26 protein-coding genes are annotated in these 25,181 nt (G+C 56.9%); 18 read left to right on the top strand and 8 right to left on the bottom strand.

Translation table 11 applies throughout. The features are described from left to right. Nucleotides 1–9: 9 nt before the first annotated feature. Nucleotides 10–501, bottom strand: a complete 492-nt coding sequence (locus ACP86_RS00615) for a glutathione peroxidase (protein ID WP_053112237.1) — start codon at nucleotides 499–501, stop codon at nucleotides 10–12. A 252-nt stretch (nucleotides 502–753) separates the two neighbouring features. Between ACP86_RS00615 and ACP86_RS00620 the strand changes: the two genes are divergently transcribed. The 3 genes from ACP86_RS00620 (at nucleotide 754) to htpX (ending at nucleotide 3,427) form a co-directional block, all read left to right on the top strand. Then, nucleotides 754–1,968: a pyridoxal phosphate-dependent aminotransferase gene (locus ACP86_RS00620; protein WP_053112239.1), complete on the top strand. Its 1,215-nt coding sequence runs from the start codon at nucleotides 754–756 to the stop codon at nucleotides 1,966–1,968. Nucleotides 1,969–1,979: 11 nt separating this feature from the next. Further along, the gene (locus tag ACP86_RS00625) at nucleotides 1,980–2,450 is read left to right on the top strand and encodes a hypothetical protein (RefSeq protein ID WP_053112241.1); all 471 of its coding nucleotides are present in this window, start codon (nucleotides 1,980–1,982) and stop codon (nucleotides 2,448–2,450) included. Between the two features lie 95 nt (nucleotides 2,451–2,545). After that, nucleotides 2,546–3,427, top strand: a complete 882-nt coding sequence (gene htpX, locus ACP86_RS00630; protein WP_053112243.1) for a protease HtpX — start codon at nucleotides 2,546–2,548, stop codon at nucleotides 3,425–3,427. A 50-nt stretch (nucleotides 3,428–3,477) separates the two neighbouring features. Here htpX and pdxB read toward each other — a convergent pair whose 3' ends face one another. Genes pdxB through ACP86_RS00645 form a run of 3 tightly spaced genes read right to left on the bottom strand, consistent with a single transcriptional unit; the run spans nucleotide 3,478 to nucleotide 6,491 of the window. Beyond that, nucleotides 3,478–4,629, bottom strand: coding sequence for a 4-phosphoerythronate dehydrogenase PdxB (gene pdxB, locus ACP86_RS00635; protein ID WP_053112246.1), 1,152 nt, complete (start codon nucleotides 4,627–4,629; stop codon nucleotides 3,478–3,480). A gap of 17 nt (nucleotides 4,630–4,646) precedes the next feature. Next, nucleotides 4,647–5,930 (bottom strand): DEAD/DEAH box helicase, encoded by a 1,284-nt coding sequence (locus tag ACP86_RS00640; RefSeq protein WP_053112247.1) that lies wholly within the window; start codon nucleotides 5,928–5,930, stop codon nucleotides 4,647–4,649. Nucleotides 5,931–5,936: 6 nt separating this feature from the next. After that, the gene (locus tag ACP86_RS00645) at nucleotides 5,937–6,491 is read right to left on the bottom strand and encodes an elongation factor P hydroxylase (protein WP_082220529.1); all 555 of its coding nucleotides are present in this window, start codon (nucleotides 6,489–6,491) and stop codon (nucleotides 5,937–5,939) included. Between the two features lie 187 nt (nucleotides 6,492–6,678). Between ACP86_RS00645 and dsbD the strand changes: the two genes are divergently transcribed. Continuing rightward, nucleotides 6,679–8,574 (top strand): protein-disulfide reductase DsbD, encoded by a 1,896-nt coding sequence (gene dsbD, locus ACP86_RS00650; protein ID WP_053112250.1) that lies wholly within the window; start codon nucleotides 6,679–6,681, stop codon nucleotides 8,572–8,574. Nucleotides 8,575–8,585: 11 nt separating this feature from the next. Here dsbD and tusA read toward each other — a convergent pair whose 3' ends face one another. After that, a complete protein-coding gene (gene tusA / locus ACP86_RS00655) occupies nucleotides 8,586–8,825 on the bottom strand; it encodes a sulfurtransferase TusA (protein ID WP_053112251.1) in 240 nt (79 codons plus the stop codon). A gap of 86 nt (nucleotides 8,826–8,911) precedes the next feature. Between tusA and ACP86_RS00660 the strand changes: the two genes are divergently transcribed. Then, complete coding sequence (locus ACP86_RS00660) at nucleotides 8,912–9,202, top strand: antibiotic biosynthesis monooxygenase family protein (RefSeq protein WP_014577445.1); 291 nt, start codon at nucleotides 8,912–8,914, stop codon at nucleotides 9,200–9,202. Here ACP86_RS00660 and rlmM read toward each other — a convergent pair. Beyond that, the gene (gene rlmM, locus ACP86_RS00665; protein WP_053112252.1) at nucleotides 9,199–10,275 is read right to left on the bottom strand and encodes a 23S rRNA (cytidine(2498)-2'-O)-methyltransferase RlmM; all 1,077 of its coding nucleotides are present in this window, start codon (nucleotides 10,273–10,275) and stop codon (nucleotides 9,199–9,201) included. The two genes, ACP86_RS00660 and rlmM, sit on opposite strands and share 4 nt — an antisense overlap. Nucleotides 10,276–10,387: 112 nt before the next feature. Here rlmM and ACP86_RS00670 point away from each other — a divergent pair, with 112 nt between their 5' ends. After that, the gene (locus tag ACP86_RS00670; protein WP_053112254.1) at nucleotides 10,388–12,229 is read left to right on the top strand and encodes a diguanylate cyclase; all 1,842 of its coding nucleotides are present in this window, start codon (nucleotides 10,388–10,390) and stop codon (nucleotides 12,227–12,229) included. Between the two features lie 9 nt (nucleotides 12,230–12,238). Here ACP86_RS00670 and ACP86_RS00675 read toward each other — a convergent pair whose 3' ends face one another. Continuing rightward, complete coding sequence (locus tag ACP86_RS00675; protein WP_053112256.1) at nucleotides 12,239–12,880, bottom strand: alpha/beta family hydrolase; 642 nt, start codon at nucleotides 12,878–12,880, stop codon at nucleotides 12,239–12,241. Nucleotides 12,881–13,100: 220 nt separating this feature from the next. Between ACP86_RS00675 and ccoN the strand changes: the two genes are divergently transcribed. The 9 genes from ccoN (at nucleotide 13,101) to ACP86_RS00720 (ending at nucleotide 21,781) form a co-directional block, all read left to right on the top strand. Next, a complete protein-coding gene (ccoN, locus tag ACP86_RS00680) occupies nucleotides 13,101–14,531 on the top strand; it encodes a cytochrome-c oxidase, cbb3-type subunit I (protein ID WP_053112258.1) in 1,431 nt (476 codons plus the stop codon). Between the two features lie 15 nt (nucleotides 14,532–14,546). Further along, the gene (ccoO, locus tag ACP86_RS00685; protein WP_053112260.1) at nucleotides 14,547–15,155 is read left to right on the top strand and encodes a cytochrome-c oxidase, cbb3-type subunit II; all 609 of its coding nucleotides are present in this window, start codon (nucleotides 14,547–14,549) and stop codon (nucleotides 15,153–15,155) included. A gap of 4 nt (nucleotides 15,156–15,159) precedes the next feature. Beyond that, nucleotides 15,160–15,345, top strand: coding sequence for a CcoQ/FixQ family Cbb3-type cytochrome c oxidase assembly chaperone (locus ACP86_RS00690; RefSeq protein WP_014577451.1), 186 nt, complete (start codon nucleotides 15,160–15,162; stop codon nucleotides 15,343–15,345). Beyond that, nucleotides 15,342–16,232, top strand: a complete 891-nt coding sequence (gene ccoP, locus ACP86_RS00695) for a cytochrome-c oxidase, cbb3-type subunit III (protein WP_053112262.1) — start codon at nucleotides 15,342–15,344, stop codon at nucleotides 16,230–16,232. Before ACP86_RS00690 ends, ccoP begins: the two co-directional genes overlap by 4 nt. A gap of 128 nt (nucleotides 16,233–16,360) precedes the next feature. Further along, entirely contained in the window at nucleotides 16,361–17,791 is a 1,431-nt protein-coding gene (gene ccoG / locus ACP86_RS00700; RefSeq protein WP_053112265.1) for a cytochrome c oxidase accessory protein CcoG, read from the top strand. 47 nt (nucleotides 17,792–17,838) lie between these two features. After that, on the top strand, nucleotides 17,839–18,354 hold the full coding sequence (locus tag ACP86_RS00705; RefSeq protein ID WP_014577454.1) for a FixH family protein: 516 nt from the start codon (nucleotides 17,839–17,841) through the stop codon (nucleotides 18,352–18,354). Beyond that, the gene (locus ACP86_RS00710) at nucleotides 18,351–20,798 is read left to right on the top strand and encodes a heavy metal translocating P-type ATPase (protein ID WP_053112267.1); all 2,448 of its coding nucleotides are present in this window, start codon (nucleotides 18,351–18,353) and stop codon (nucleotides 20,796–20,798) included. The genes ACP86_RS00705 and ACP86_RS00710 overlap by 4 nt, the downstream gene beginning before the upstream one ends. Nucleotides 20,799–20,834: 36 nt before the next feature. After that, nucleotides 20,835–21,095, top strand: a complete 261-nt coding sequence (gene ccoS, locus ACP86_RS00715) for a cbb3-type cytochrome oxidase assembly protein CcoS (RefSeq protein WP_041645284.1) — start codon at nucleotides 20,835–20,837, stop codon at nucleotides 21,093–21,095. Continuing rightward, complete coding sequence (locus tag ACP86_RS00720; protein ID WP_053112269.1) at nucleotides 21,092–21,781, top strand: sulfite exporter TauE/SafE family protein; 690 nt, start codon at nucleotides 21,092–21,094, stop codon at nucleotides 21,779–21,781. Before ccoS ends, ACP86_RS00720 begins: the two co-directional genes overlap by 4 nt. Here ACP86_RS00720 and ttcA read toward each other — a convergent pair. After that, nucleotides 21,778–22,692, bottom strand: a complete 915-nt coding sequence (ttcA, locus tag ACP86_RS00725; protein WP_053112271.1) for a tRNA 2-thiocytidine(32) synthetase TtcA — start codon at nucleotides 22,690–22,692, stop codon at nucleotides 21,778–21,780. The two genes, ACP86_RS00720 and ttcA, sit on opposite strands and share 4 nt — an antisense overlap. A 72-nt stretch (nucleotides 22,693–22,764) precedes the next feature. Here ttcA and ACP86_RS00730 point away from each other — a divergent pair, with 72 nt between their 5' ends. Genes ACP86_RS00730 through ACP86_RS00740 form a run of 3 tightly spaced genes read left to right on the top strand, consistent with a single transcriptional unit; the run spans nucleotide 22,765 to nucleotide 25,180 of the window. After that, nucleotides 22,765–23,409 (top strand): TetR/AcrR family transcriptional regulator, encoded by a 645-nt coding sequence (locus tag ACP86_RS00730; RefSeq protein WP_053112273.1) that lies wholly within the window; start codon nucleotides 22,765–22,767, stop codon nucleotides 23,407–23,409. Between the two features lie 19 nt (nucleotides 23,410–23,428). Then, nucleotides 23,429–24,103, top strand: coding sequence for a DNA-J related domain-containing protein (locus ACP86_RS00735; protein WP_053112275.1), 675 nt, complete (start codon nucleotides 23,429–23,431; stop codon nucleotides 24,101–24,103). A gap of 45 nt (nucleotides 24,104–24,148) precedes the next feature. Next, nucleotides 24,149–25,180 (top strand): polysaccharide deacetylase family protein, encoded by a 1,032-nt coding sequence (locus ACP86_RS00740; protein WP_053112277.1) that lies wholly within the window; start codon nucleotides 24,149–24,151, stop codon nucleotides 25,178–25,180. The last annotated feature ends 1 nt before the right edge of the window (nucleotide 25,181 follow it).

The following is a 25,181-nucleotide window of genomic DNA, read 5'->3' on the forward strand; positions in this document are numbered from 1 at the left end:
CCGCGGCCTTCAGGCCGGTAACAGTTTCTCGATGTCGGCCCGAATATCCTCCGGCTTGGTTGTAGGCGGATAGCGACGGACTACCTTGCCATCGGGAGCTACCAGGAACTTGGTGAAGTTCCACTTGATCTTTTCCGACCCCATCAGTCCCTTGGCTTCATGCTTGAGAAAACGAAACAGTGGGTGTGCGCCATCACCGTTGACTTCGACCTTGGAAAACATGGGGAAGTCGACCCCGTAGTTGAGACTGCAGAACTGGCTAATTGCATCCTCGTCGCCCGGGTCCTGATTAAGGAACTGGTTGCAGGGAAAACCCAGAACCTCAAACCCCTTACTCCCCAATTCGTTGTGCAGGGACTGCAGGCCTTCGAATTGCGGTGTGAAACCACATTTACTCGCGGTATTCACGATCAGGAGCACCTTGCCCCGGTACTCTGCCATGCTTTGTTCATTACCCTTGATATCCCTTACCGTAAAATCGTAGACCGTCTCGCCTGCCATGGAGCTCTCCCTTCGATGTTTGTGTTCGTCGTGACTCCATTGTTCACAACACAGACCAAAAAACCATGGCAATGCAGGCTCTACGGCGATCATTTTTAAAAACCGGTTCAGGTTTGTGTGCTAAATCTGCCTTAACACGACACAATTCATCATAATTCCCCTGTTGCCGCCGGGCCTCGCTCCGCTAGAATAAAGGCCTCTCGTATTGGCAGGTGCCATTTTTCGATCTCAAAAGAAGGACGTCCGGGTCTTATGCAGAACTACTACAAATCCGCCAAGCTGGATAACGTGTGTTATGAAATCCGTGGCGTGGTTCTGCGGGAGGCACGCCGGCTAGAGGAAGAGGGTCACCGGGTACTCAAGCTTAATATTGGCAACCCTGCAGCGTTCGAACTGGATGTCCCGGAAGAAATCCAGCAGGACGTCATCTACAACATGCACCAGGCCCAGGGCTATGTGGAGTCGAAGGGGTTGTTCTCCGCCCGCAAGGCGGTCATGCACTACTGCCAGCAGCGGGGTATCGACAAGGTCGATATCGACGATATTTTCCTGGGCAACGGCGTCAGCGAGTTGATCGTTATGACGATGCAGGCCATGTTGAATACCGGCGACGAAGTCCTGATCCCGGCCCCCGACTACCCCTTGTGGACCGCAGCCGTCACACTTTCCAGCGGCAAGCCCGTGCACTATCGCTGCGACGAACAGCAGGACTGGTTTCCGGATATTGACGATATTTGCAAGAAGATCACCCGGCGGACCCGTGCCATTGTTCTGATCAACCCCAACAACCCGACCGGGGCAGTGTATTCAAAGGAGCTTCTCGAGCAGGTCATCGAACTGGCCCGCAAGCACAACCTGATTATTCTGTCGGACGAGATCTACGACAAGATCCTCTATGACGGTACCCAGCACATCTCGACCGCCTCACTGGCCGACGACGTGCTGTTCTTTACCTATAACGGCCTGTCCAAGAATTACCGGGCAGCGGGTTACCGCTCGGGCTGGATGATCGTCAGTGGAGCAAAACACCGGGCGAAAGATTTGATCGAAGGCATCGACATGCTCTCCAATATGCGCCTGTGTGCCAACGTTCCGGCCCAACTGGCCATTCAGACAGCCCTGGGAGGCTACCAGTCCATCAACGATCTGGTGGCGCCAGGCGGGCGGCTCTACGAGCAAAGGGAAACCGCCTGGCGCATGCTTAACGACATTCCGGGCGTGAGCTGCGTCAAACCCCAGGGTGCGCTTTACCTGTTTCCGAAACTGGATCCCAAGCACTTCCCTATCGTGAACGACGAGAAACTGGTTCTGGACCTGCTGTTGCAGGAGAAGATCCTCCTGGTGCAGGGGTCGGCCTTCAATATCGATGACAGGCAGCACCTGAGAGTCGTGTTCCTGCCCAGGGAAGATACCCTCGAGGATGCCATGGGCCGGCTCGGCAATTTCCTTGGCCAATACCAGCAATAACGGGGAAAACCATGGCGGATATTCACGTCGAGGAATTCTACAAGGATGCGGCCATTGCCCTGGTGCAGTTGTATGGCGCCTTCCCCAGGCGCATCAACCTGTTTGTCGAGGACATTGCCGGCCCGGATGAGCCGGACGAATTTGGCCTGCACAGCAAGCGACACATGGCCTGTTTCGGCGCCCTGCTCTGGCTCGCAGAGGAAGGCCTGCTCCGGTACGTCGACACCATCCGCCAGGAGGCTCTGGACCAGGCGGTTCTGACCAGAGACGCCTTTATCCGCCTGAGCGCGCCGGCGCCAGAGACTCTGACCAGCGAATTCGGAATCCCCGAGGAAACGGCTGCCGGTAATCTGCCCCCTTCCGTTCAGGAGGATCTTTCCACTCACATCCACCTGATTCGCAGGGCGCTGCGCGGGGGGAACTCCGCCCGAATCAGCCAGATCATGCAGGCAACCTTTTTTGCCGACCGCGGCAATTATTAAATCACCGTAAGCTCGTTGATTGATTGAACCGCGACCGCATATAACGGTCTGAATAGCGGCTTTATTTTCTTTGACGAACTGATCAGGGCACCAACATGCGTATTCTGCTGTTTCTGGCAACCAACCTTGCTGTCATCCTTGTCGCGAGCTTTACACTGCGGCTGTTGGGCGTGGATAGCTACCTCGCCCAGAATGGTATTCAGTATGGCTCTTTGCTGGCCTTCGCGGCGGTCTTCGGATTTGCCGGCGCCATCGTGTCTCTGCTGATATCCAAACGAATGGCCAAGTGGAGCACCAGGGCCCGGGTTATTGATTCCCCGAGAACACCTGCCGAGCGCTGGCTGGTGGATACCGTAGCCGAGTTGGCGAAGAACGCCGGTATCGGAATGCCGGAGGTGGCTATTTTCCCGGCGTCCCAATCCAACGCCTTCGCAACGGGCTGGAACAAGAACGATGCCCTGGTTGCCGTCAGCGAGGGCCTTTTGCATCGCTTCAACAAGGACGAAATCCGGGCAGTTCTGGGCCACGAAATCGGCCACGTGGCCAATGGCGACATGGTGACCCTGGCTCTGATTCAGGGTGTGGTGAACACGTTCGTGATCTTCGCCTCCCGGGTCATCGGTTCGTTTGTTGACCGGGTGATATTCAAGAACGAAAGTGGGCATGGCCTTGGGTTTTTCGCCGTCAGCATCGTTGCCGAGATTGTCTTGGGCATTCTGGCCAGCACGATCGTGTTCTGGTTCTCCCGCCGGCGGGAATTCCGGGCCGACATCGCTGGCGCCCAACTGGCGGGGCGCACAGCCATGATCAGCGCGCTGGCAAGACTGAAACAGGAAAGTGAAGTGCCGGATCAGATGCCGGATTCGCTCCAGGCATTCGGCATCAATCGCGGAGCCCGGGGCGGCCTGAGCGCCCTGTTTATGACGCATCCGCCCCTGGAAGACCGGATACAGGCATTGCAGCACGCCAAGCTGTAAAAAAACGGGGCCCTCGGGCCCCGTTTTTTTGTTGTACAGGTGAGACTCACTCAGATTTTCAACTTGAACCCAATGGCCCGGAAACTGTCCTGCAGCGATTTGCTGGTGCCCTTGAGCTGTATCTTGAGACTGGAACACTCCCTACGTACCGGGTAATCACGACGGAGCCTGTCGAAGGCCGCACCTCGCTCTTCAACGGATCCGGTCATGGCATTCCGCAGCCGGGCATCGTCGGGACGAGGGTCATAGCAAGCCCTCAGCGCAATGCGGATGGCATCCTCTTCGTCGGCCGAGCTGGTAAAGGAAATCTTGCTGAGCGCCGGCTCTGGTAAAAACTGGCCGGCTTTCTTGCGAACCGGTAAGCCCAGAAACTGGCTAAGCGCCTGGTAGATCATTTCCGTCCCCTGAACCTTGCCTTCGAGGCTGTATCCGGCGATGTGCGGTGTCGCCAGCCAGACCCGGTCAACCAGTTCGGGGTGAATCCTCGGCTCCTGTTCCCAGACATCCAGCGCCACGGTCGGCGCGTTACCCTGGTCAAGCCGGGCCAGCAATGCTGACGAGTCGATGACTTCTCCACGACCAGCATTGATAAGGAGCTGATTTGCGCCCAGAGCCTCAAGCTCGGGATGACCAATCATATGCAGCGTGGGATGGTCGCCTTCTCGTGTCAAAGGTGTGTGCAGGGACACCACATCACACTTCATGGCCTCTTCCAGCGACACAAATTCCTGGTCGTCCTCTTCCCGATCCGCCCTGGGCGGATCACAGAGGCGCACATCAAATCCAAGGCGCTCCAGTTTGTGGGCCAATTCACCACCGACATTGCCGACTCCGACAATACCAACACTGAGCTGGGACCAGTCAGTAAGGCCACGCCGCTCGGCATGCAGCGAAAGCACAGACAACACGTACTCGGCAACACTGTTGGCGTTGCAGCCGGGCGCCGCCGAGAAGCGAATACCCGCGCCCTCGAGCCAGTCAAGATCGACATGGTCGGTACCGATGGTGGTTGTGCCGACAAACCGAACCCGACTGCCCTCCAGGAGCTCACGATTTACCCTGGTGACGGAACGAACCAGCACGATATCGGCATCCCGGACATCCTCGTTCGACATGGAACGGCCGGATACCCGGCGAATCTCTCCGATATCGCCGAAAAAGGAATCCAGTAAGGGAATGTTTTCGTCTGCTACGATCAACATGATGATATTCGGCCCTGTCAGTTCCTGCGCTGACGCTGATTGCGCCCACCCTGACCACGTCCACCGCCACCCTGCGGGCGACGACCGCGCTTGCGGGTAATTGGCGGATTGTCCATCGGCGCCATGAGCGCCTCATCGGGCACGGCAGTCTTCAGCTTCTGGCTGATATAGGTTTCGATGGCGGGAAGCGCGAACGAGTCATCCTCACCGGCAAAACTGATGGAAACCCCGTGTTTGCCAGCCCTGCCTGTGCGGCCAATCCGGTGCACATAATCTTCGGCATTATCAGGCAGATTGTAGTTGAAAACGTGAGTGACGCCGTTGACGTGAATACCACGGCCAGCCACATCGGTGGCCACCAGGACCTGGATGCTGCCTTTTTTGAACTGGTCCAGGGTTTTGAGGCGCTTGTTCTGGGCTATTTCGCCCGACATTAGGGCAACTTTGACGCCCTGGTTCCTCAGATCTTCTTCCAGGTCGCGACACTGATCCCGGCGGTTGGCAAATACCAGCGCCTTTTCCACTTCCGGCCGCTTCAGGAAATTGACGAGCACCGGCAGCTTTTCATCGTCGCCCACCAGGTAGACGGTCTGTTCAACCCGCTCCGCCGTTTTCTGCTCCGGTTCAATTTCGACAAACTCCGCGTTGCTGGTCCACATGGAGGCGAGGTTCAGCACGTCCTGGTTGAACGTGGCACTGAACAGCAGGGTCTGGCGCTCCTCTTTGGGTGTGCATTTGCGGATAATGCGCTTCACATCGGGAATGAAGCCCATGTCCAGCATGCGATCAGCCTCATCAAGGATCAGGATGTCGAGCTGGTCCAGAAACACGTCCTGGGATCCGAGAAAATCGATCAGACGGCCCGGGGTAGCAACCAGAATGTCGACGATCTCATTCTGCAGCTGATCGCGCTGCTTGTCATAGTTCATGCCACCGACAACGGTTACTACGTTGTGGCCGGTATGCTGGCACAGTTGCTCAGCGTCTTTCGCGATCTGCATCGCCAGTTCCCGGGTTGGCGCCAGGGCCAGAACCCTCGGCTCGGAGGCAAAACGGTCCTTTTCGGGAATCGGGGTTTCCAGCAAACTCTGGATCGCCGTAATCAGAAACGCAGCGGTTTTGCCGGTGCCCGTCTGCGCCTGACCAATCAGATCTTCGCAGGCCAGTGTCCAGGGCAGTGTTTCGGCCTGAATGGGTGTGCAGTATTCAAAACCAATGGCCGTAATGGCATCCAGCAAACGTTTGTCGAGGTTCAGATCGCTGAATCTCAGATCGCCGGTGTGTTTTGGGTCAGATGTCATAAAGTCTCAGTTTTCCTGGGAATGTCCTGATTCAGAATATAGCGGAGCGATACGTCGGGCATCTTCATGCCAGCGTTCTTCTAGGATTTCTCCGGTACCGTAAAATGTGGCCAGCGAGTCAAAAAATCTCTGGGCCCGGGGCGGCAACCCCTGTTCCAGATACTCACCTGCCTGGTCTCTGACTCTTTGCCGAAACCGCTCCTCATCGGCGGCGCCAACGCCGGAGAGGTTGTCCACGCTGATGTGAAAACGGGCTCCTGCGGCCACCGAAAACAACCACTCAATGGCCTGGGGCCTGACCTCAACCTGCTCGAAAGCCTGCTGCTGCTGCAGTGTCCGGCCATCCGGACAGTACCAGTAACCATAGTCATGAAGTGTGCGCCGGTGCTCACCAGCAATACACCAGTGGCTTATTTCATGCAAAGCACTGGCATAATAGCCATGAGCGAAAACGACCTGTGCGAGACCTTCCGGATCGCTGGCAGGCAAGTATTCAGGTTCATCACTGCCTTTGACCAGAACTGTCCGGTATGCTTCCCGGAAAAGGTCATTAAACAGCATGATAAGATCATTTGGACTGTGATTCATTGGGTGGCTATTGTGCGACTTTACCGCCCCCAATACCAGAGGGAACTTTGACAGTCACGTCGTGTCCATGGCTGGCGTGCGCCGGCGCCGATTGCGGTGTAACAGTCGCAATTGAAAAGACTCTGAACAGAGAGACACCAACCGGGAAATCTTACAATCAATGATGGCTTTTGCTGCAGTAACGACAATAAAACGCCCATGGGCAAATCCTCTGGGCCTGATTCTGGCACTCGCCCTTGTGTGTTTGAGTTCCCCCTCCGCCTGGGCACTCGGCGGCAATGGAGGCTCGCTTTTCGGTGGCCAGGGTAGCGACTTTCTGCCCGTCGACGAAGCGCTGCCCTTCAGTTTCTCGACCGACGCTGACACCGTGGTTCTCTCCTGGAATATCACGCCCGGGCACTACCTGTATCGCGACCGGATCAGCATCACCGCGACAAATCCCGAGGTAAGCCTGGGCGAACCCGCTTTCTCGGCGCCAGGCACGGTGACCGAGGACGAATTCTTCGGAAAAACCACCGTTTTCTTTGATCCCGTTGACGCCCGTGTGCCTGTCGCACTGCCTGCTGGCCTTCGGGAAGCCGAACTTCAGGTAACCTACCAGGGCTGCGCCAAAGCAGGCTTGTGTTACCCGCCCCAGACCCGGGATGTACTCTTCTACCAGGGTAGCGGCGGATCCGGCTCACAGACCGCCGCAACACCTGGTTTTGCGTCAGGCGACAGTGTTCCCGTCGACACGGAAACCGCCACCGGCCTCGCCGGCTTTCTGGCCCAGCAATCCACCCTGGTCATTGCCGGTGTATTTTTGCTCCTCGGGTTGGGACTCACCTTCACCCCCTGTGTGTTGCCCATGGTCCCGATTATTTCCTCACTGGTTTCCGGCAGAAACACCCGGACAACCGGCCATGCCCTGCTCCTGTCCGGTAGCTATGTGCTGGGCATGGCACTCACATACGCTGCGGCCGGCGTGCTGACCGGCCTGCTGGGGGCCAGCTTCAATCTTCAGGCACAATTGCAGTCACCCTGGGTTCTGAGCGTCTTTGCGCTGATGTTTGTCGTTTTCGCACTGTCGATGTTCGATCTGTTCGAAATCCAGCTGCCTCGCTTTATTCGCGAACCACTCAATGATGCCAGTCACCGGCTCACGGGGAGTCGGGTAGTCAGTATTTTCGGTATCGGCGCCCTGTCAGCGCTGATCGTATCGCCCTGCGTATCTGCGCCACTCGCTGGCAGCCTGCTGTACATCTCGACGACCCAGGACGCCGTAATCGGCGGGGTTGCACTGTTTGCGCTTGGACTTGGAATGGGCATTCCTCTGATTCTGGTGGCGGTGGGTGGCCGGAAACTCCTGCCAACAACCGGCCACTGGATGACCGCCGTGAAGCACTTCTATGGTGTGATGTTGCTGGCCGTAGCCATCTGGCTGGTAGAGCGCCTGGTGCCGGGGTGGCTGGCATTGACCCTGTGGGGCCTCCTGGTCGCCATCACCGGCGTTCAACTGGGGGCCTTTGACGCTGCCAAGGCGGGCTGGGAGCGCACTCGTAAAGGTCTGGGCCTGGTCCTCTTCGCCTATGGTCTGGCGTTATTGGCAGGCGCCGTGGGTGGCGCCAATGACCCATTAAAACCCCTGGCACCATTCACCATTGCCTCGGCATCGTCAGGCGGCATTGGGACCGCTGGCATTCAGCACGCTGATTTCGTGCGGGTCGAACGGCCAGCGGATATTCAGGCGATGCTAGAACAGGCTCGTGAGCAGGGCCGGCCCGTGCTGCTCGATTTCTACGCCGACTGGTGCATCTCGTGCAAGGTGATGGAACGCAATGTTTTCAGCAAACCGGATGTAATCCAGGCGCTCAGCCCCTTCACCCTGCTTCAGATCGACATGACGGACAACACGCCCGAGCAGCAGGCCATGCTGGACGAACTGGGCCTGTTCGGGCCTCCAGCCATACTATTTTATGGCAGCAACGGGGAAGAAATTGCCCAACGAAGAGTGCTGGGCGAAATGGATCGGGAGGAATTCCTTGGCCACCTGCAGACGCTGCAGCCGGAAGTCTGACTGACAAATCGCTATTGTCCCCGGCGTATCAGGTAGATAAACAGATCGTCCTCTTCCAGCTGTTTCACCAGTTCATGGCCGAGAAACTGGCAGAACCTCGGTATGTCCCGGGTGGTAGAGGGGTCTGTCGCCAAAACCCGCAACACGCCACCAGGTTGGACATCGTTGATTCGATTATGAAGCATCATGACCGGTTCCGGGCAGAAAAGGCCCCGGGCGTCCAGCTCAAGGTCGTAGTCAGTTGCGGTCACACGTCGTCTCCTGTCAATGAACCTGATTTTTCGTAAAAACCTGCTAAATTATTGTTTATAACAGTTAAACCACTTGGAGGTTTCTCATGATCCGGGTTCTGATCGAACGCCATATTGCCGAAACCCTTGAAACAGCCTACGAAGAACGGTCGCGCAAGGTTCTGCAGCAGGCTGTCAGTGCCCCCGGTTTCATTTCTGGCGAAACCCTGCTCGACAGCCACGACCCCAATCACCGGATAACACTGGCGAACTGGCGCTCCGAAGCAGACTGGGATCGATGGTTTCACTCCGATGAGCGCCGTGAACTCATGCTGGAGCTTATCCCCATGATGGACGAAGAAGAGCACATTACAGTGCTGGAGCAAAGCGCCTTTTAACCCGTCCGCTCGATGAAACAGGTTATTTCTTCCCTGTCATGGTAAAGGTGGCGGGCTTTAAGGCGAAAACCGATGCCCGCCTCTTTCAAGCCATCAACGAGAATGTTCCGGCAAATCAGCCACTCGTCATAGCGCTTTTTCATAGGCAACTTCAGATTGAACACCGTGTAACGGCAAAGGCCTTCACCTAGCCAGGTCACAGCCAATTTTGCCGTTTTCCGGGGCTGATCCACAATGTCGCAGACCATCCAGTCGATGCCGCGCCTGGGCCGCCAACCATAACCATCCGCCTCAACATGCTCCACCTGTCCAGAGGCCATCAATTCAGGGTTCATTGGGCCGTTGTCCACTGCGGTTACCATCATCCCCTGACGCACAAGCTGCCAGGTCCATCCGCCTGGAGCGGCCCCAAGATCCGCGGCCTTCTTGCCACCACCAAGGTAGTCCAGTTCCTGTTCCGGGGGCAGAAACACCTTCCAGGCCTCTTCGAGCTTGAGGGCAGAACGACTGGGCGCTGATGCCGGCAGCCGCAGGCGCGGGATGCCACCAACGTAACGTGCCCGGTTATCCGCCAGACTGAAACCGACGACCGCCGACGTAAAATCGGGGAGGAAAACCTCCAGACGAGCCGGCGCAGGAGCATTCTGGTCAGCCTTCAGGAGGCCGGCTCCTCGCAAACCGCGGGAGAGCGGAGACACCCACTTTCGGGCAAAGTTTCCAAGGTCTCCATCCGCGTTGTTTTCCGGTAACCGGACTTCCAGCCGCGCACAACCCGGAAAACCGCGCCCAAGTCCACGGATTCCCTCGATAACAGCACCGACCCTGTCAGTCTCTGGCAGGCTGAATTGCCCGAGAACGACAATCCAGTCACGGACGAAGACCAGCTCCTCAAGAAACAGACGAGCCATCACATCATCGGCAGTTTCCGGAGCTGCCGGGTAGAAGCGCACCAGCCCCTGGTCTTTCAGGGGCTCGAAATACCCGAAAATACCTCGCTCCGTGGCTGAGTCGGTCATTTCACGGCCGGCTTCGGTTTCAAAGCCTGGCCGGCAAAACACAAGAATCTGTTCCATGCATTTCCTGAATCAGGGTCGGAGACCAACCCGTAAAAGTTGAAACTGTTTAACAGCTTAGATTGTCTTCTCTGGCTACACTTCCCGCTCTGATAACCGCGGGAAGCCATGAATGTCGTCCGTTTTGCGTTTGATTGCCATTCTCTGCCTTTTGCTGGCCCCTGCCCTGGCGCTGCCAGACACGGGTTCGATGGCGTCGGACTGCCCTGTCCTCGAGGCCACCGATACTGCTGCCCGCGCTTCCCTGATGCAATACGTTTGCTATTACAGTGCGCCGCCGGGCGCGCCCGGACATGAAGCAAGGAATCCGGACCAACTCCCCCGAAGTATCGATTGGACCCCGGCAAACGGCCGGGACCTGGTATTCAGCCACACCAAATCCGTTTACTGGGTACACCTGCACGTCAGGAACTCCGGCGCTGAGCGGGCCGCCTGGTACCTGAAACTCAACTACCCGCTGCTGGACGAAGTCACATTCTGGCAGGCGGGTAATGATACTACAGAGACACTGGTTACCGGAGATCAGCGGCCTTTCGGGTCCAGGGCGGTAGACTACCGGTACTTTCTGCTTCCCGTCACACTGGATGGCGGTGAAACCCGGTCCCTGACGATCCGGATCCACAGCAATGGCGCTCTGAACGTGCCGCTCAGCTTTGAAACCCCGGCGGAAGTCATTGCCCGCAGTAATCATCTGACACTGACCCACGGGCTATTCTACGGCGCGCTCCTGGTATTTGCGGTCTTCAACCTGCTGCTGTTTTTCAGCTCCGGCACCGGCTATTACTTCTACAACGCGTTTTACCTGGGAGCACTCGGACTGTTTCTGTTCGCCATGGGCGGCTTCGCGAACCAGTACTTCTGGCCAGACAACCCGGGCTTTGCCAATACATCCATCCCCCTGTCTTTGTCCCTTTGCGCCCTGGCCATGATCCTTTTCGGCCGGTCCTTCCTGGAAGTAGACCGCGGAACCATCTCGGAAACGGTCCTCAAAGGGCAGGCCTGGTTCTGCATTGGCTTCCTGGCACTGACACTGATACTGCCCTACAACAAAACCATTCTGCTCAATACCGTTCTAGCACTGACGGTTATTTCAAGCCTGTTCATCATCGCAGCGGTTCGTTGGAAACAGGGGTATCAGCCGGCCATGTGGTACCTGCTGGCCTGGCTGATCATGCTCGTTGGTGGTCTGATCTATGCTCTGGCGGCTTTTGGTTATCTGCATGACTTTCTTGCACGGGAGGCGCTGATGCAATCAGCAGTGGGAGGACAGGTGATCCTGCTGAACTATGCGATGGTGCAGAGGTGGCGCCTGCTGAACCAGAAGCTTCTGGACGTGGAACATAATGCGAGGACAGAACTGGAATTCAAAGTGCATGAACGTACCGCGCAGCTGCGGAATACCATGCGGGAACTGGAAAAGGCCAACCGCAAGCTATCGACACTGAGCCTGAACGACGCCCTGACCGGCCTTTACAATCGAAGGCACTTGAACAACATATTCCCGGAATTGTGCGCCGAAGCGCGGCGCACGTCCCAGCCACTGACCCTGGCGCTGGTCGATGCCGACCATTTCAAGAACATTAACGACACCTGGGGCCATGGCTTTGGGGACAGCTGCCTTCAGTTCATCGCCGAAATGCTGACCCGGCACGTGAAACGTCCCCGGGATGTTGCCATCCGATTCGGTGGTGAGGAGTTTGCGTTACTGCTGCCCGGAACCGATGCAAACGGAGCTTTGAATGTCTGTTCTGCATTGCTGCAAGACATCGCCAGGACGCCACTACTCTCCCCAGACGGCACCAAAGTGAGAATAACCCTCAGCGCAGGTATCGCATCACTCGACTCCGGAGAGACCCAGAACCAACTGTTCGAGCGGGCCGATGAGGCCCTGTACCGTGCAAAAAGCCGGGGCCGCAACCGCGCTGAGCTCTCTGAGGCTGTCGGGGTGCAGTAGAGATGAGGCTCAAAGCCGCTCGTCCACAAAGATCCGGGTTTCCCGGGCAGCCGCCACGATCAGCTCCTTTTGGGTCTGTGGCTGGCTTTTCAGCGGCTGGAAATCATGATTACCCCCTTCCAGCCAGAGCAAACGGATTCCCTCCAACTCCTGCTCATGGCCAGCCATCTCGGACGGTTTCCCGAACGGATCCCTTGTCCCCTGAAGCACCAGCATAGGGCAGCTCACATCCTGGAAGTGCCCGGTACGCCAGCGGTCGGGCTTACCGGGCGGATGGAAGGGATAACCAAAGCAGGCGACACCATCAATACCTTCCCGACGGCTCGCCAGAATGCTTGCCATGCGTCCACCCATGGATTTGCCACCCACCAGTACCCTGCTGCCAGATCCGCAATCTGATCGAACCTGGTCGACCACCCGGGTAAAACAGTCCAGCAACACTTGCTCTCTGTCGGGCGGTCGCTTCTTTCCATCCAGACGCCTTTTCTGCATATACGGGAACTCAAAACGTACTGTCTCAATGCCCTCTTGCTCCAGCGCTGCCGAAAGCTCCTCCATGAAGCTCGAATCGGCCGGCGCGCCGGCGCCGTGTGCCAAAATCAGTACAACTTTCGGCTCACCCTCATAGCCTTTGGTCTTAATCAACTCCACAGAATTCACCTCATTCAGTTAAGCGACTATCATTGCACTCAGGCAACACACATTCCCTTCGCTGAAACAACTCCAATAACGGCACTGAAAAGGAAGCTATGTTGCTGATTTCGGCGCATTTGACGGATGTCAGGACTTGACCTGAGTCATTGCAAACAGCTAATCGTTTCTCCATACTTGCGCCCGCATATTTCCCCACTTTAAACCCATTGGTAAGGCTATGAGCACAGTAAATGCAAACCTGACATACAACTACAAGGTGGTAAGGCAGTTCACCATCATGACAGTGGTATGGGGTATTGTAGGTATGTCCCTGGGTGTGCTGATCGCAGCGCAGCTGGTCTGGCCATCCCTCAACCTCGACCTGCCCTTCACCCACTTCGGCCGTCTCCGGCCGCTGCATACCAACGCCGTCATATTCGGCTTTGGTGGAAGTGCCCTCTTCGCTACCTCCTACTATGTTGTGCAACGCACCTGTCAGGCCCGTCTGATTTCAGATGGACTGGCGTCGTTCACTTTCTGGGGTTGGCAAGCGATCATTGTCTCGGCAGCCATTACCCTGCCGCTCGGCCTTACCTCTTCCAAGGAATATGCCGAACTCGAATGGCCGATCGATATCGCCATAGCCATTGTCTGGGTAACCTACGCACTCGTGTTCTTCGGAACCGTAATGAAGCGCAGCACCCCGCACATCTACGTGGCCAACTGGTTCTACGGTGCCTTCATTATTACGGTTGCGGCACTCCATATCGGCAATAACCTGGCCCTGCCAGCGAGCGCCTTCAAGTCTTACTCTGCATACGCAGGTGTCACCGACGCCATGATGCAGTGGTGGTATGGCCACAACGCCGTTGGCTTTTTCCTGACCGCCGGCTTCCTCGGGATGATGTACTACTTCGTTCCCAAGCAGGCCAACCGCCCGGTTTACTCCTACCGCCTGTCAATCGTCCACTTCTGGGCGCTGATCGCAACCTACGTATGGGCTGGTGGTCACCACCTGCACTACTCTGCACTGCCAGACTGGGCACAGACTGCAGGCATGGTAATGTCTCTGATTCTGCTGGCACCCTCCTGGGGCGGCATGATCAACGGCATGATGACTCTGTCAGGCGCATGGCACAAACTGCGCACTGACCCTATTCTGCGCTTCCTCGTGGTCTCCCTGTCGTTCTACGGCATGTCCACTTTCGAAGGCCCGATGATGGCCATCAAGACAGTCAACGCGCTTTCCCACAATACTGACTGGACCATCGGCCACGTTCACTCCGGTGCTCTCGGCTGGGTTGCCATGATCAGTATCGGTGCGGTTTATCACCTGGTACCCAAGCTTTGGGGTGTTCAGGCGATGTACAGCACTGCCCTGATCAACGTGCACTTCTGGCTTTCCACTGTCGGTGTCGTACTTTACATCGTCGCAATGTGGGTAAACGGCATCATGCAAGGCCTGATGTGGCGCGCTGTCAACGAAGACGGCACCCTGACATACAGCTTTGTTGAAGCCCTGGAGGCCTCCTACCCCGGTTACTTTGTTCGCTTCATCGGCGGCGCCATTTTTGTGAGCGGCATGCTGCTCATGGCTTATAACGTCTACATGACCGTTCGCCAGAAAGATGCGGTTGCGCAGGACAACGCGGCAACACAGCCGGCGTAACGGGAGAGAATCAGAATGAAACATGAAATAGTCGAAAAGAACCTTGGTCTGATGATCGTACTGATCGTCCTGGTCATCAGTGGCGGCTTTCTGGCGGAAATAGTGCCGCTGTTCTTCCAGAAGAGTGTGAATGAGCCTGTCGAAGGCCTTGAGCCCCTCAGTGCTGTTGAGCTGGAAGGCAGGGACATCTACATTCGCGAAGGCTGCCACGTTTGTCATACCCAGCAGATCCGTCCGTTCCGTGCGGAGACTGAGCGGTATGGCCACTACTCCGTTGCGGGCGAGTTTGTCTATGACCGCCCGTTCCTGTGGGGATCCAAGCGCACCGGTCCGGATCTGGCCCGTGTAGGCGGTCGCTATTCGGACGCCTGGCAACGCCAGCATCTCTATAACCCGCGCAGCGTGGTTCCCGAATCAAACATGCCGGCCTTCCCATGGCTGTTTGAGGACAAGGTAGACCACACCAAGACTGCTGCGAAGATGGAGACACTGCAAACACTTGGCGTGCCCTACACCGATGAGCAGATTGCCGAGGCGTCCGCTCAAGTGGAAGGCAAATTTGAAATCGAGGCTCTGGTCGCTTACCTGCAACAACTGGGCACAGTGATTTCAGAAACACGGTGATTTAATGGATATCAATGAGTTACGCGGAGTTCACACACTTCTGGTGATGGCAGCCTTTTTCGGCATCGTTTGGTGGGCGTACAGCGCCCACCGCAAGAAAGCCAATGACGAGGCCGCACACTTGCCCTTCGATGATGACGACGTGGAAAAGCGTACGCTCGAACAGGAAAAAGCGGAGAAAAAACAATGAGTACCTTCTGGAGCATCTGGATCAGCGTGATCACGCTGGGTACTGTGTTTGGCTGCTGGTGGCTGCTTTGGGCGACCCGCAAGAGCCAGACGAGCGATACCGAAACCGACCGCACCATGGGCCATTCCTTTGATGGCATTGAGGAATATGACAATCCACTCCCCAAGTGGTGGTTCTATCTGTTCCTGGCTACCTGCATATTTTCGTTGGGATACCTCGCGCTCTATCCGGGTCTCGGCAGCTTCAAGGGCTTGCTGGGCTGGACGTCGACCAACCAATGGGAAGCCGAGGTAGCCGAGGCTGAAGAGAAGTACGGGCCGATTTACGCCCAGTACGGACAGACCCCGGTGCCCGAGTTGGCGGAAAACAGCGATGCCATGAAAATCGGCCAGCGCCTGTTTGCCAACAACTGTGCGGTATGCCATGGCTCGGCCGCTCGCGGCCAGGTGGGCTTCCCCAACCTGACGGACGACGACTGGCTTTATGGTGGAACTCCCGAGGCTATTCTGAGTACGCTTCACAACGGCCGTATGGGCGCCATGCCTGCCATGGGAACGATGCCAAATATGACCAGTGAACAAGTTGACCAGGTGGTTAACTATGTTCTCAGTTTCAGTGGACGGGAAAAGGATGCCGAAGCAGCCAAAGCCGGAGAACAGGTGTTTACCCAGGCTTGCGTTGCTTGCCACGGCGCAGACGGCAAGGGTAATCAGGCCCTTGGCGCACCCAACCTGACAGACAACACCTGGCTCTACGGTTCTACCTATGAGTGGATCAAGGAAACTGTCGTGAACGGTCGTCAGAATATGATGCCCGCTCAGGATCGCCTGCTTTCGGACGATCAGATTCAGATTCTCGCGGCTTACGTCTACAGCCTCTCGAACTGAGTCAGCCGGCCGGGGTCAAGCCCCGGCCCGGTCTTTTCAACCCTGTGTCTGCGATGCGGGCACAGGCTTGAAAAGATCAGCAGCCTAACGGCCTGTTGCCCCGCATTACCATTTTCCTGGAGGTAACGATGAGCAGTGAGATTCCGGTCAAACAGGTTGACCCATCCTCTGACCCCTCCGACAACAACAATAAATCCGGAACCGTCGAGCTATACGCCAGCCGTAAGAAGATTTACGTCAAGGAAGTCAAAGGCTTCTTCCAACGCATCCGCAATGTCAGTCTTTTGCTGCTGATGGGGATGTACTTTGCGTTTGTCTGGTTCACCCTGGACGGACAACCACTGATTCATTTCGATCTCCCGGCCCGTGAATTCCATCTTTACGGGGCGACTTTCTACCCGAAAGATTTTATCTTGCTCTCGGGAATGCTGATTATCAGCGCTTTTGGTCTGTTTTTCATTACCACGCTATTTGGCCGGGTCTGGTGTGGCTACACTTGCCCCCAAACCGTATGGACCTTCATATTCATGTGGGTTGAGGAGCGTATTGAAGGCAGCCGAAACAAAAGGATGAAGCTGGATAAAGCTCCCAGCTCAGCAAACAAAATCGCCAAGAAATCCGCCAAGCACGCGGTGTGGTTGCTCATAGCCCTGGCTACCGGGCTAACCTTTGTCGGCTATTTCTACCCGATTCGGGAACTGATTACCGATCTGTTTACCCTGCAGGCCAATGGTTGGGCCTATTTCTGGGTTGCCTTTTTCACCGTAGCCACCTACCTCAACGCCGGATGGATGCGTGAGCAGGTTTGTCTGTACATGTGCCCCTATGCCCGCTTCCAGTCGGTCATGTTCGATCCCAATACCCGTGTGGTCTCTTACGATCCCAACCGCGGCGAGCCCCGGGGCGGACGAAAGAAAGGCGTGGATCCTGCGGAAGCGGGCCTGGGGGACTGTATCGACTGTGGTCAGTGCGTTCAGGTCTGCCCCACCGGCATTGATATCAGAGATGGCCTCCAGTACGAGTGTATCGGCTGCGCCCTTTGCATCGATGCCTGTGACGAGATCATGGACAAGATGAAATACCCCAGGGGCCTGATCCGCTACACCACGGAAAACGAGCTGGAGGGCAAAACCTCGAAGCTCCTGCGGCCCAGAACCTTTGGCTACGGCGCCGTGCTGTCTTTGATGATTGCAGCAATCATATTCACGATTGCCACCCGGGTCCCGGCCCAGATGGATGCTCTGCGTGATCGCGGCGCGCTGTTCAGCTTCAATGGCGAGGGTCGTATCGAGAACTCCTACACCCTCAAAATCGCCAACATGACAGAGGTTCCTCAAACCTTCTCCCTGTCGGTGACCGGAATGGAGGGAATTCGTATCCTGACTGACAGCTCGGTGACCGTAGAGAGTGGCGAGAACCGCGCGCTGCCCACTGTTGTCGATGTGCCGCCGGAATCCATTACCGAATCCAATAACGACATTCTGTTCAGGGCTCAATCAGAGTCAGATTCTTCACTGAGCCTGGAAACCGAAAGTCGATTCGTCGGTCCAACGCGCTGATCATTGATCAGCGTGCGCATCCGAACGTCTAAATGAGATAGAGATATATGACTACTGAAACACCCGTTGCACCCTGGTATCGCCAGCCCTGGTTCTGGTTCCTCCTGATTTTCCCGGGTGCGTCCATCATTTATTGCGCCGTTGCGATTACCATCGCTATCAACACGGAAAACTCAATGGTGACAGACGACTGGTCCAAGGAAGGCCGTGGGATCAACATGTCCATCGCGAGGGACCAGAAGGCCGCGGACCTTGGCATGGAAGCCCAGATTGACTTTCAGAACCGAAACGTCACGGTCAACCTGAGTACCGTGGAAGGTCCTGCCGACTTCCCGTATCTGATTCTCAACCTGTTCCATCCGACCCTCTCGGACAAAGACCGCACTGTCCAGTTCCAGCAGATCGCTCCGGGCCGGTTTGCCGGGAAACTGCACAGTGACATCGATGGTCGCTGGTACTATGACCTCAGAGGTCCCGCCAATGAGTGGCGCCTTAAGGGTGAAACCTGGCTACCTTCTGAAAGCGGCATTACCATCAAGGCCGGGGAGTCTGCCCAAGGTTGACGCACCTGGATTGCTTCCATTGCGGTGAGCCGGCTGACGGTGAGCCGCCCATTACCCTCGAGCTTGATGGCACAACCCATCACTTCTGCTGTCAGGGCTGCAAAGCGGTTTGCCAGACGATTCACAGCGAGGGTCTGACCGGTTTTTACGATTTCCGGACTGAGCCGGCAGTCACGCCAAAGCAACTGACCAACGCCGAAGTGAACCGCCTGAGGGAACTGGATCACCCCCTGGTTCAGGAGTCCTTCGTGGCGCCAGTAAAAGGCGCACAGGAAGCTCAGTTGCTGATTGGCGGCATCACCTGCGCTGCCTGTATATGGCTGCTTGAAAATCACATGAAGCAGCAAACTGGTGTCGTATCTTTTTCGGTGAATCACACCACACAGCGTGCCCGCCTGGTCTGGTCCCAGGATCAAGCGCCGCTGAGCGACCTTTTGATTGCCATCCATGAGCTTGGCTATACGGCTCGCCCCTACCAGGCAGACGAGGCAGAACAGGCCCTGAAGGCGGAACACCGTTCTATGCTGATCAGGGTCGCCATCGCGGGCATCGGCTCTTTCCAGAGCATGATGCTGGCATTTCCGTTGTACTTTGAACTGGTCAATGATCTCTCACCGGAGTTTGTCAGTTTTTTCCGCTGGTTCAGTCTGCTGGTCGCGACCCCAGTGGTTCTCTACAGCGCCGCCCCCTTTTTCCGGAACGCTCGCCGGGACATCCAGAGCCGACACCTGACCATGGATGTACCGGTTGCCATTGCAATCGGACTGGCCTACCTCGCCAGTGCCTGGGTAACGATAGTTGGCGGGGACGAAGTCTACTTCGAGTCCGTGTGCATGTTTACATTCTTCCTGCTGTTGGGTCGTTATATTGAAGTGCAGGCCCGCTACCGAGCCGGCCTGACCGGAAACGCCCTTGCGGGGTTCCAGCCGACCGTTGCCACACTGGTGAGCGGTGACGATACGGACATAGTCCCGGCGCATCAGATTCGCCCGGGAGATATCGTTCGGGTTCGACCCGGTGAAACTTTGCCAGTGGATGGAGAAATCGTGCGGGGCGAGTCCACCCTGAACGAAGCCGCGTTGACGGGAGAGTATCTGCCCGAAACCCGTTACCCCGGGGATACGGTTCATGCCGGCAGTGTGAACGGCGAGAACCCGCTTGATGTCCGGGTGGTGAAAGCGGGTGCTCAAACGCGGCTGTCTGGTATTCTCCGGGTGTTGGATCGGGTGCAATCCGAAAAGCCCCAGGTCGCAATGATGGCGGACCGGATGGCGGGGAAATTTGTGGGACGGGTACTGATACTGGCACCCGTTGTCTGGATTGGCTGGTGGCTGGCAGGCGCTGATAATGCCTTCGACATCACCCTTTCGGTACTGGTGGTCACCTGCCCCTGTGCTCTGTCGCTGGCAACGCCCACCGCGATCACCTCCGCCACCGTCAGGCTGCGCCGTCTCGGGTTTCTGCCCACTCGGGGCCACACCCTCGAATCAATGAACACCATCGATACCGTGGTGTTCGACAAAACCGGGACATTGACCCGCGGCGAACTCAGCCTGACCGGAATCGATATTGTTGGCAGCATGGATGAAACAACCTGCCTGAAGCTCGCCGCCGGGCTCGAGAAATATTCCGAGCATCCCATCGCCCGCGTATTCCATCGGCGTGACACCGCAGCCGTCGAAAACGTGGAAAACCACGTCGGTGGGGGTCTCTCTGGCCAGCTGGGAGAAAGGCCGTTGTTCATCGGCCACCGGGGTTTTGTCCAACAGCATGTCAGTACACCCGCGCCCAGCGCCGAACCTCACCAGGGCATGGAGATCTGGCTCGCTTCGGATCGCGAGTGGCTGGCCTGCTTTCGGTTGGACGACCAACCCCGAGCCGATGCCCGTGCGGCGATCAGAGCTCTTCAGGACGCTGGTATTCGCACATTGCTCCTGAGTGGCGACCGGTCCGGACATGTTGAGCAGGTAGCAGGCATGCTGGGCATTGACGAAGCGATCGGGCAGGCCTCTCCCGAAGAAAAACTGGCGGTACTGCAGAAACTTGAATCTGAAGGCAGGCACATCATGATGGTCGGCGACGGGCTGAACGATCTTCCGTCCATGGCCGGAGCGGGAATCTCGGTCGCCATGGGCACTGCTGCGGACCTGACCCAGCTCAAAGCCGATGCGGTACTTTTGAATGGCCAGTTGCTGCAGTTGGTTGAGGCCCTGAAAACCAGCCGCCAGGCCCGGCGCATCATCCGCCAGAATCTCTGGTGGGCCCTGGCCTACAATGTCTGTGCGCTGCCCCTGGCTGCCGCAGGCATGGTGCCACCCTGGCTGGCAGCGATCGGGATGTCCCTCAGTTCCCTGGTGGTGGTGTTAAATGCACTTCGGCTTGGCAAAGCGCCTGCACAACCGCATCAGGATAATCCCCCGGTTGGCGCACAGGCGCTGTCCTGATACCGTAGCTTTATACTCGTTTTTTGAGGGTTCGCTGTGAAAATCGTAATGTTCCTCGTTCCGGTGATGCTCATCCTGGTAACTCTGGGTGTCGTGCTTTTTTCATGGGCGGTCAAGAACGGCCAGTACGATGACCTGGAAGGCCCGGCCCATCGGATACTTTACGATGACGATAAAGATATGATTCCGGACGACGCCCGCACTGACAAGACCGCGAAAGAGGCTTCTCCCCCAGAGCAAGCCGTTGAGGTCAGCGAGGCAGGCAATCCGGATGAGGATAAACCTCAAAAAGGATGAGCCCGGAACTTTACCTCAGCTATCCGAGCGCCTTTCTCATAGGACTCCTTGGTAGCACGCACTGCCTTGGCATGTGTGGCGGCATCAGCGCTTCCCTCTCAATGGCACTGCCTGTAGGCCGGGGTTTCCGGGTACGACAGACGGTCATGCTGCTGGCGTTCAACTTTGGGCGCATCGGTAGCTATGTGCTGATCGCCACACTGGTCGCGCTGGCCAGTACCACGGCGGCCAGTCAGTGGAGCACGGCCGGTCTTGTGCTTCGCAGCCTGGCCGGGGTTTTGCTGATCTTCATGGGATTATCCATGGGGCAATGGTGGCAGGGTATTCGTTACGTCGAACGGGTCGGCGCTCCAGTCTGGGCTCGTCTCTCTCCCCTGACCCGTCGCTTCCTGCCGGTAAATCACGGAGGACAGGCGCTCGCCCTCGGAGCACTCTGGGGCTGGCTGCCCTGTGGGCTGGTCTACAGCACTCTCGGATGGGCAGCGCTACAACCGACGGTGGGCTCGGCCGCACTAACCATGCTGTTTTTCGGGCTTGGTACCCTTCCTTCCATGCTCGCAACAGGTTTTGCGGCCAACTGGATCCGAGGCTTGCAGAGCCACCAGTTGTTCCGGAAGGTCACCGGTGGACTGCTTATCCTCTTCGGGCTATGGACCCTGCCATTCCTGCATATGCTAGCTACCTAGATATTCAACACGTCCAGGCGACCGAAGTCAGTAGTGGCCTCAGGTTCGGCAGTGTGAACGGCCTGGCGTTTACCGCCGAGGCGCTTTCCTTCCCGAAAATCATAGAGGCTGGTATCAGCCAGGTGCGACGGCTCCACATTGCACATGGCCCGGAACATTGTCTCCAACCGGCCGGGGTGCTGCTTGTCCCAGCTCTGGAACATGTCCTTGATAACCTGGCGCTGCAAGTTCTCCTGTGAACCACACAGGTTGCAGGGAATAATGGGAAACTCTCTCAGACCGGCGTAGCGGGCGATATCCTTTTCGCGGCTGTAAGCCAGCGGCCGGATAACGGTATTGCGGCCATCATCACTGTGCAGAACTGGCGGCATGGATTTCAGTTTGCCGCCATAGAACATGTTCAGGAACAGGGTTTCCAGCAGATCGTCCCTATGGTGACCGAGCGCAATCTTGGTTACTCCGTGCTCTTCGGCGAAATTATAGAGAATTCCGCGACGTAGCCGGCTACACAGACCGCAGGTAGTCTTCCCTTCGGGGACTTTTTCCTTAACAATACTGTAAGTGTCCTTTTCGATGATGTGGTACTCGATACCCATGGAGGACAGGTACTCGGGCAACACCTCTTCCGGGAAACCGGGCTGTTTCTGGTCAAGGTTGACGGCAATCAGCTCGAACGAGACAGGCGCGCTCTTCTGCAGGTTAAGCAGGATATCGAGCATGGCGTAAGAGTCTTTTCCGCCGCTGAGGCAGCACATGACTTTGTCACCGGCCTCAATCATCGAAAAATCGGCAATCGCCTGCCCGACTTCGCGGCGCAGACGTTTCTGCAGCTTGTTCAACTCCAGCTTCTGGCGGCGCTCCCGCTCTGAGTTGAGGGATTGTTCGGCACTGGCGATCATTGCTTCGGACATACCAACTACGTTCACAGGTTAAATGGACGTGGGATTATACGCGTCACATGGATTCAGGGACAGGATACCAACATGGATACGTTGCAATCGAGTGAAGAAGCCGCTGGTAAACGGGAACAGAACCGCATCCGGAACCGGAGGGCTATCCTGCTCGCGGCGAGGGAATGTTTTCGCGAGCGGGGATATGAAAAATCGACCATCCGCGACATCGTCCGCCGCACCGGTCTTGCCGCCGGTACCTTCTACAATTATTTCTCCAGCAAGCAGGACATCTTCGCCGCCCTGCTAACTGACTTCATGACCAACCTGAATAACAACCTCACGCGCCATCGGCGCGCTGCGGACACCACAGAAGATTTTATCCACTACGCCTACATGGCTTTATTCACTGCGACCGCCCGGGATCCGCTGGTTTACGAGCTCGCACACCGAAATGATCGAGCGCTACGGGAGCTGTTTGGTTCGGATATTCTCGGTCTGACCATGCTGTCCCTGGAAGACGATGTGCGCGAGGCGATGGCGCGGGGACTGCTTCCGCAGATCGATCATGAATACCTGTGTGCCGCTTTCTTCGGCGTCGCCTATGAGACCAGCCTGACGCTTGCCAGGCGGGCCCACAGGAACCCGGATTCAGCGGAAGCTGAAGCGTTGACCGCAACCCGATTCTCGACCGCCCTATTCATGGGCGGGCTTCCGCGGCTGGCTGCACTTCCCTGATGGCCGGGAGTACCCTACCATGGACTCCATGACCGAAAGCCAAGCCCCGATCAAAATGTCCTACCCTGGAGCGGTGAACGAAGATGACTGCCTGGAGCAGCAGATTCAACACCTGCTGGTGGCTGTTGAGCATGAAATCCGGTCAACACCGGCGGGCATGAATGAGCTGTCGCTGATCAAGGCGCTCCAGGGGCAACCGTGGGAGTTGCTTGGAGACGTTGTTTTCAGCGAACCCGAAAAGCTCTACCCGGTTCATTTTCTGCTGTTCCACGTACTCTACCGTCTTCGGGACCAGTTGTCCGAGGCCGGCGAAAGCCTCCAGATATCGCCTCTCAATATACGCATCGAAAAGCAGAGTGTGGTCAGTGGCGAGGGCGTTCCGGACAGTGTCGACACGCTTCGTCAATTCTATCTGGATCTCTCCAAATACCGTCTGCCGGAGGAAGCGATCCAACGGATGATGAATGATTTCTGGGCCGGTGCGCCCGGGCAGGCACCGGCCCAGGGCGAAACACGGGAAGCAGCGGAAATACTGGGCTTCCAGGCTGTCCCTTCTGATTTCCCGACCGTCAAGAAGCGTTTCCGCCGGGCGGTTATGAACGCCCACCCGGATCGCGGAGGCAAGACCGAAACCATTCAGGATCTGAATCAGGCCTTTGCCGTACTCAAAGCACACTTCCGTCACAACATCTGACCGGCCGGTTTGATCGCGTCGGAGCGAAGAAACACAGGAGACGATATGCCGCTCAAAGCATTCCTGAAAATTACCCTGGCTGTCGCGGTTATGTCGACCGCAACCTCGGCCCGGGCAGACCTCGTTGTCCTGCAGTATCATCATGTCAGTGATTCAACGCCGCCCGCGACCAGCACGTCTGTATCCCTGTTCGAGGGCCAGCTGGACATGATCTCGGATCTGCAGCTGGACTTTGTGGATCTACAGGAAGGCACCGAAAAAACGCTGGCCGGTACCGATGAACAAGGTAATCGCATCGCCATTACCTTCGATGACGCCTACGACTCCGTCTACCATACGGCGGCACCGCTGCTGGCCGAAAAGGCCTACCCCTACACGATTTTTGTAAATACAGAAGCCGTTGGCCGAACCGGCTACATGACCTGGGATCAGATTCGGGAGTTGGCCGAACGACCGGGCGTAACCATTGCCAACCACAGCGCTGACCATGGGCATCTTGCCCGTAAACCGAACGAAAGTCAGAGTGACTGGCAAGCCAGGGTTAACAGCAGTCTCGACTCAGCCCAGGCGACCCTCTCAAGGGAATTGAAGGCGCCTGCCCCCATGTTTGCGTACCCTTATGGCGAGTTCGACGAAGCACTGGAGCGCAAAGTGGCTGAGCGGGGCTGGTACGGTTTTGGCCAGCAATCCGGCGCCATCGGCCAACAAACCGAGAAAACCCGATTGCCGCGTTTCCCGATGGCAAACGCCTACGGCCAGTTGGGAAGCCTTGAAAACAAGCTTCGCAGCAAAGCCTTCCCTGTTGATACCGGCACGCTGCCGGACGGGGTGATTTCGGAGAATCCGCCGACCCTGGTTTTCCCGCTGGTTGATCCCATTGATGCCAACAGGTTGACCTGCTTTGCCTCCGGTCAGGGACGTATCGACTTTAACGTGACTGATGGCAATGTAGCGGTAGAGGCCCCTAAAGCCTTCAATAGCAGAAGATTCCGTTACAACTGCACCCACCCTGCAAGCGATGGCAGCTACTACTGGCTGTCGCAACAGTGGCTGGATCTTAGCAGGCCAGAGGACTGAA

Origin of the sequence: Marinobacter sp. CP1, from assembly GCF_001266795.1 — a bacterium.
Classification (GTDB): Bacteria; Pseudomonadota; Gammaproteobacteria; order Pseudomonadales; family Oleiphilaceae; genus Marinobacter; species Marinobacter flavimaris.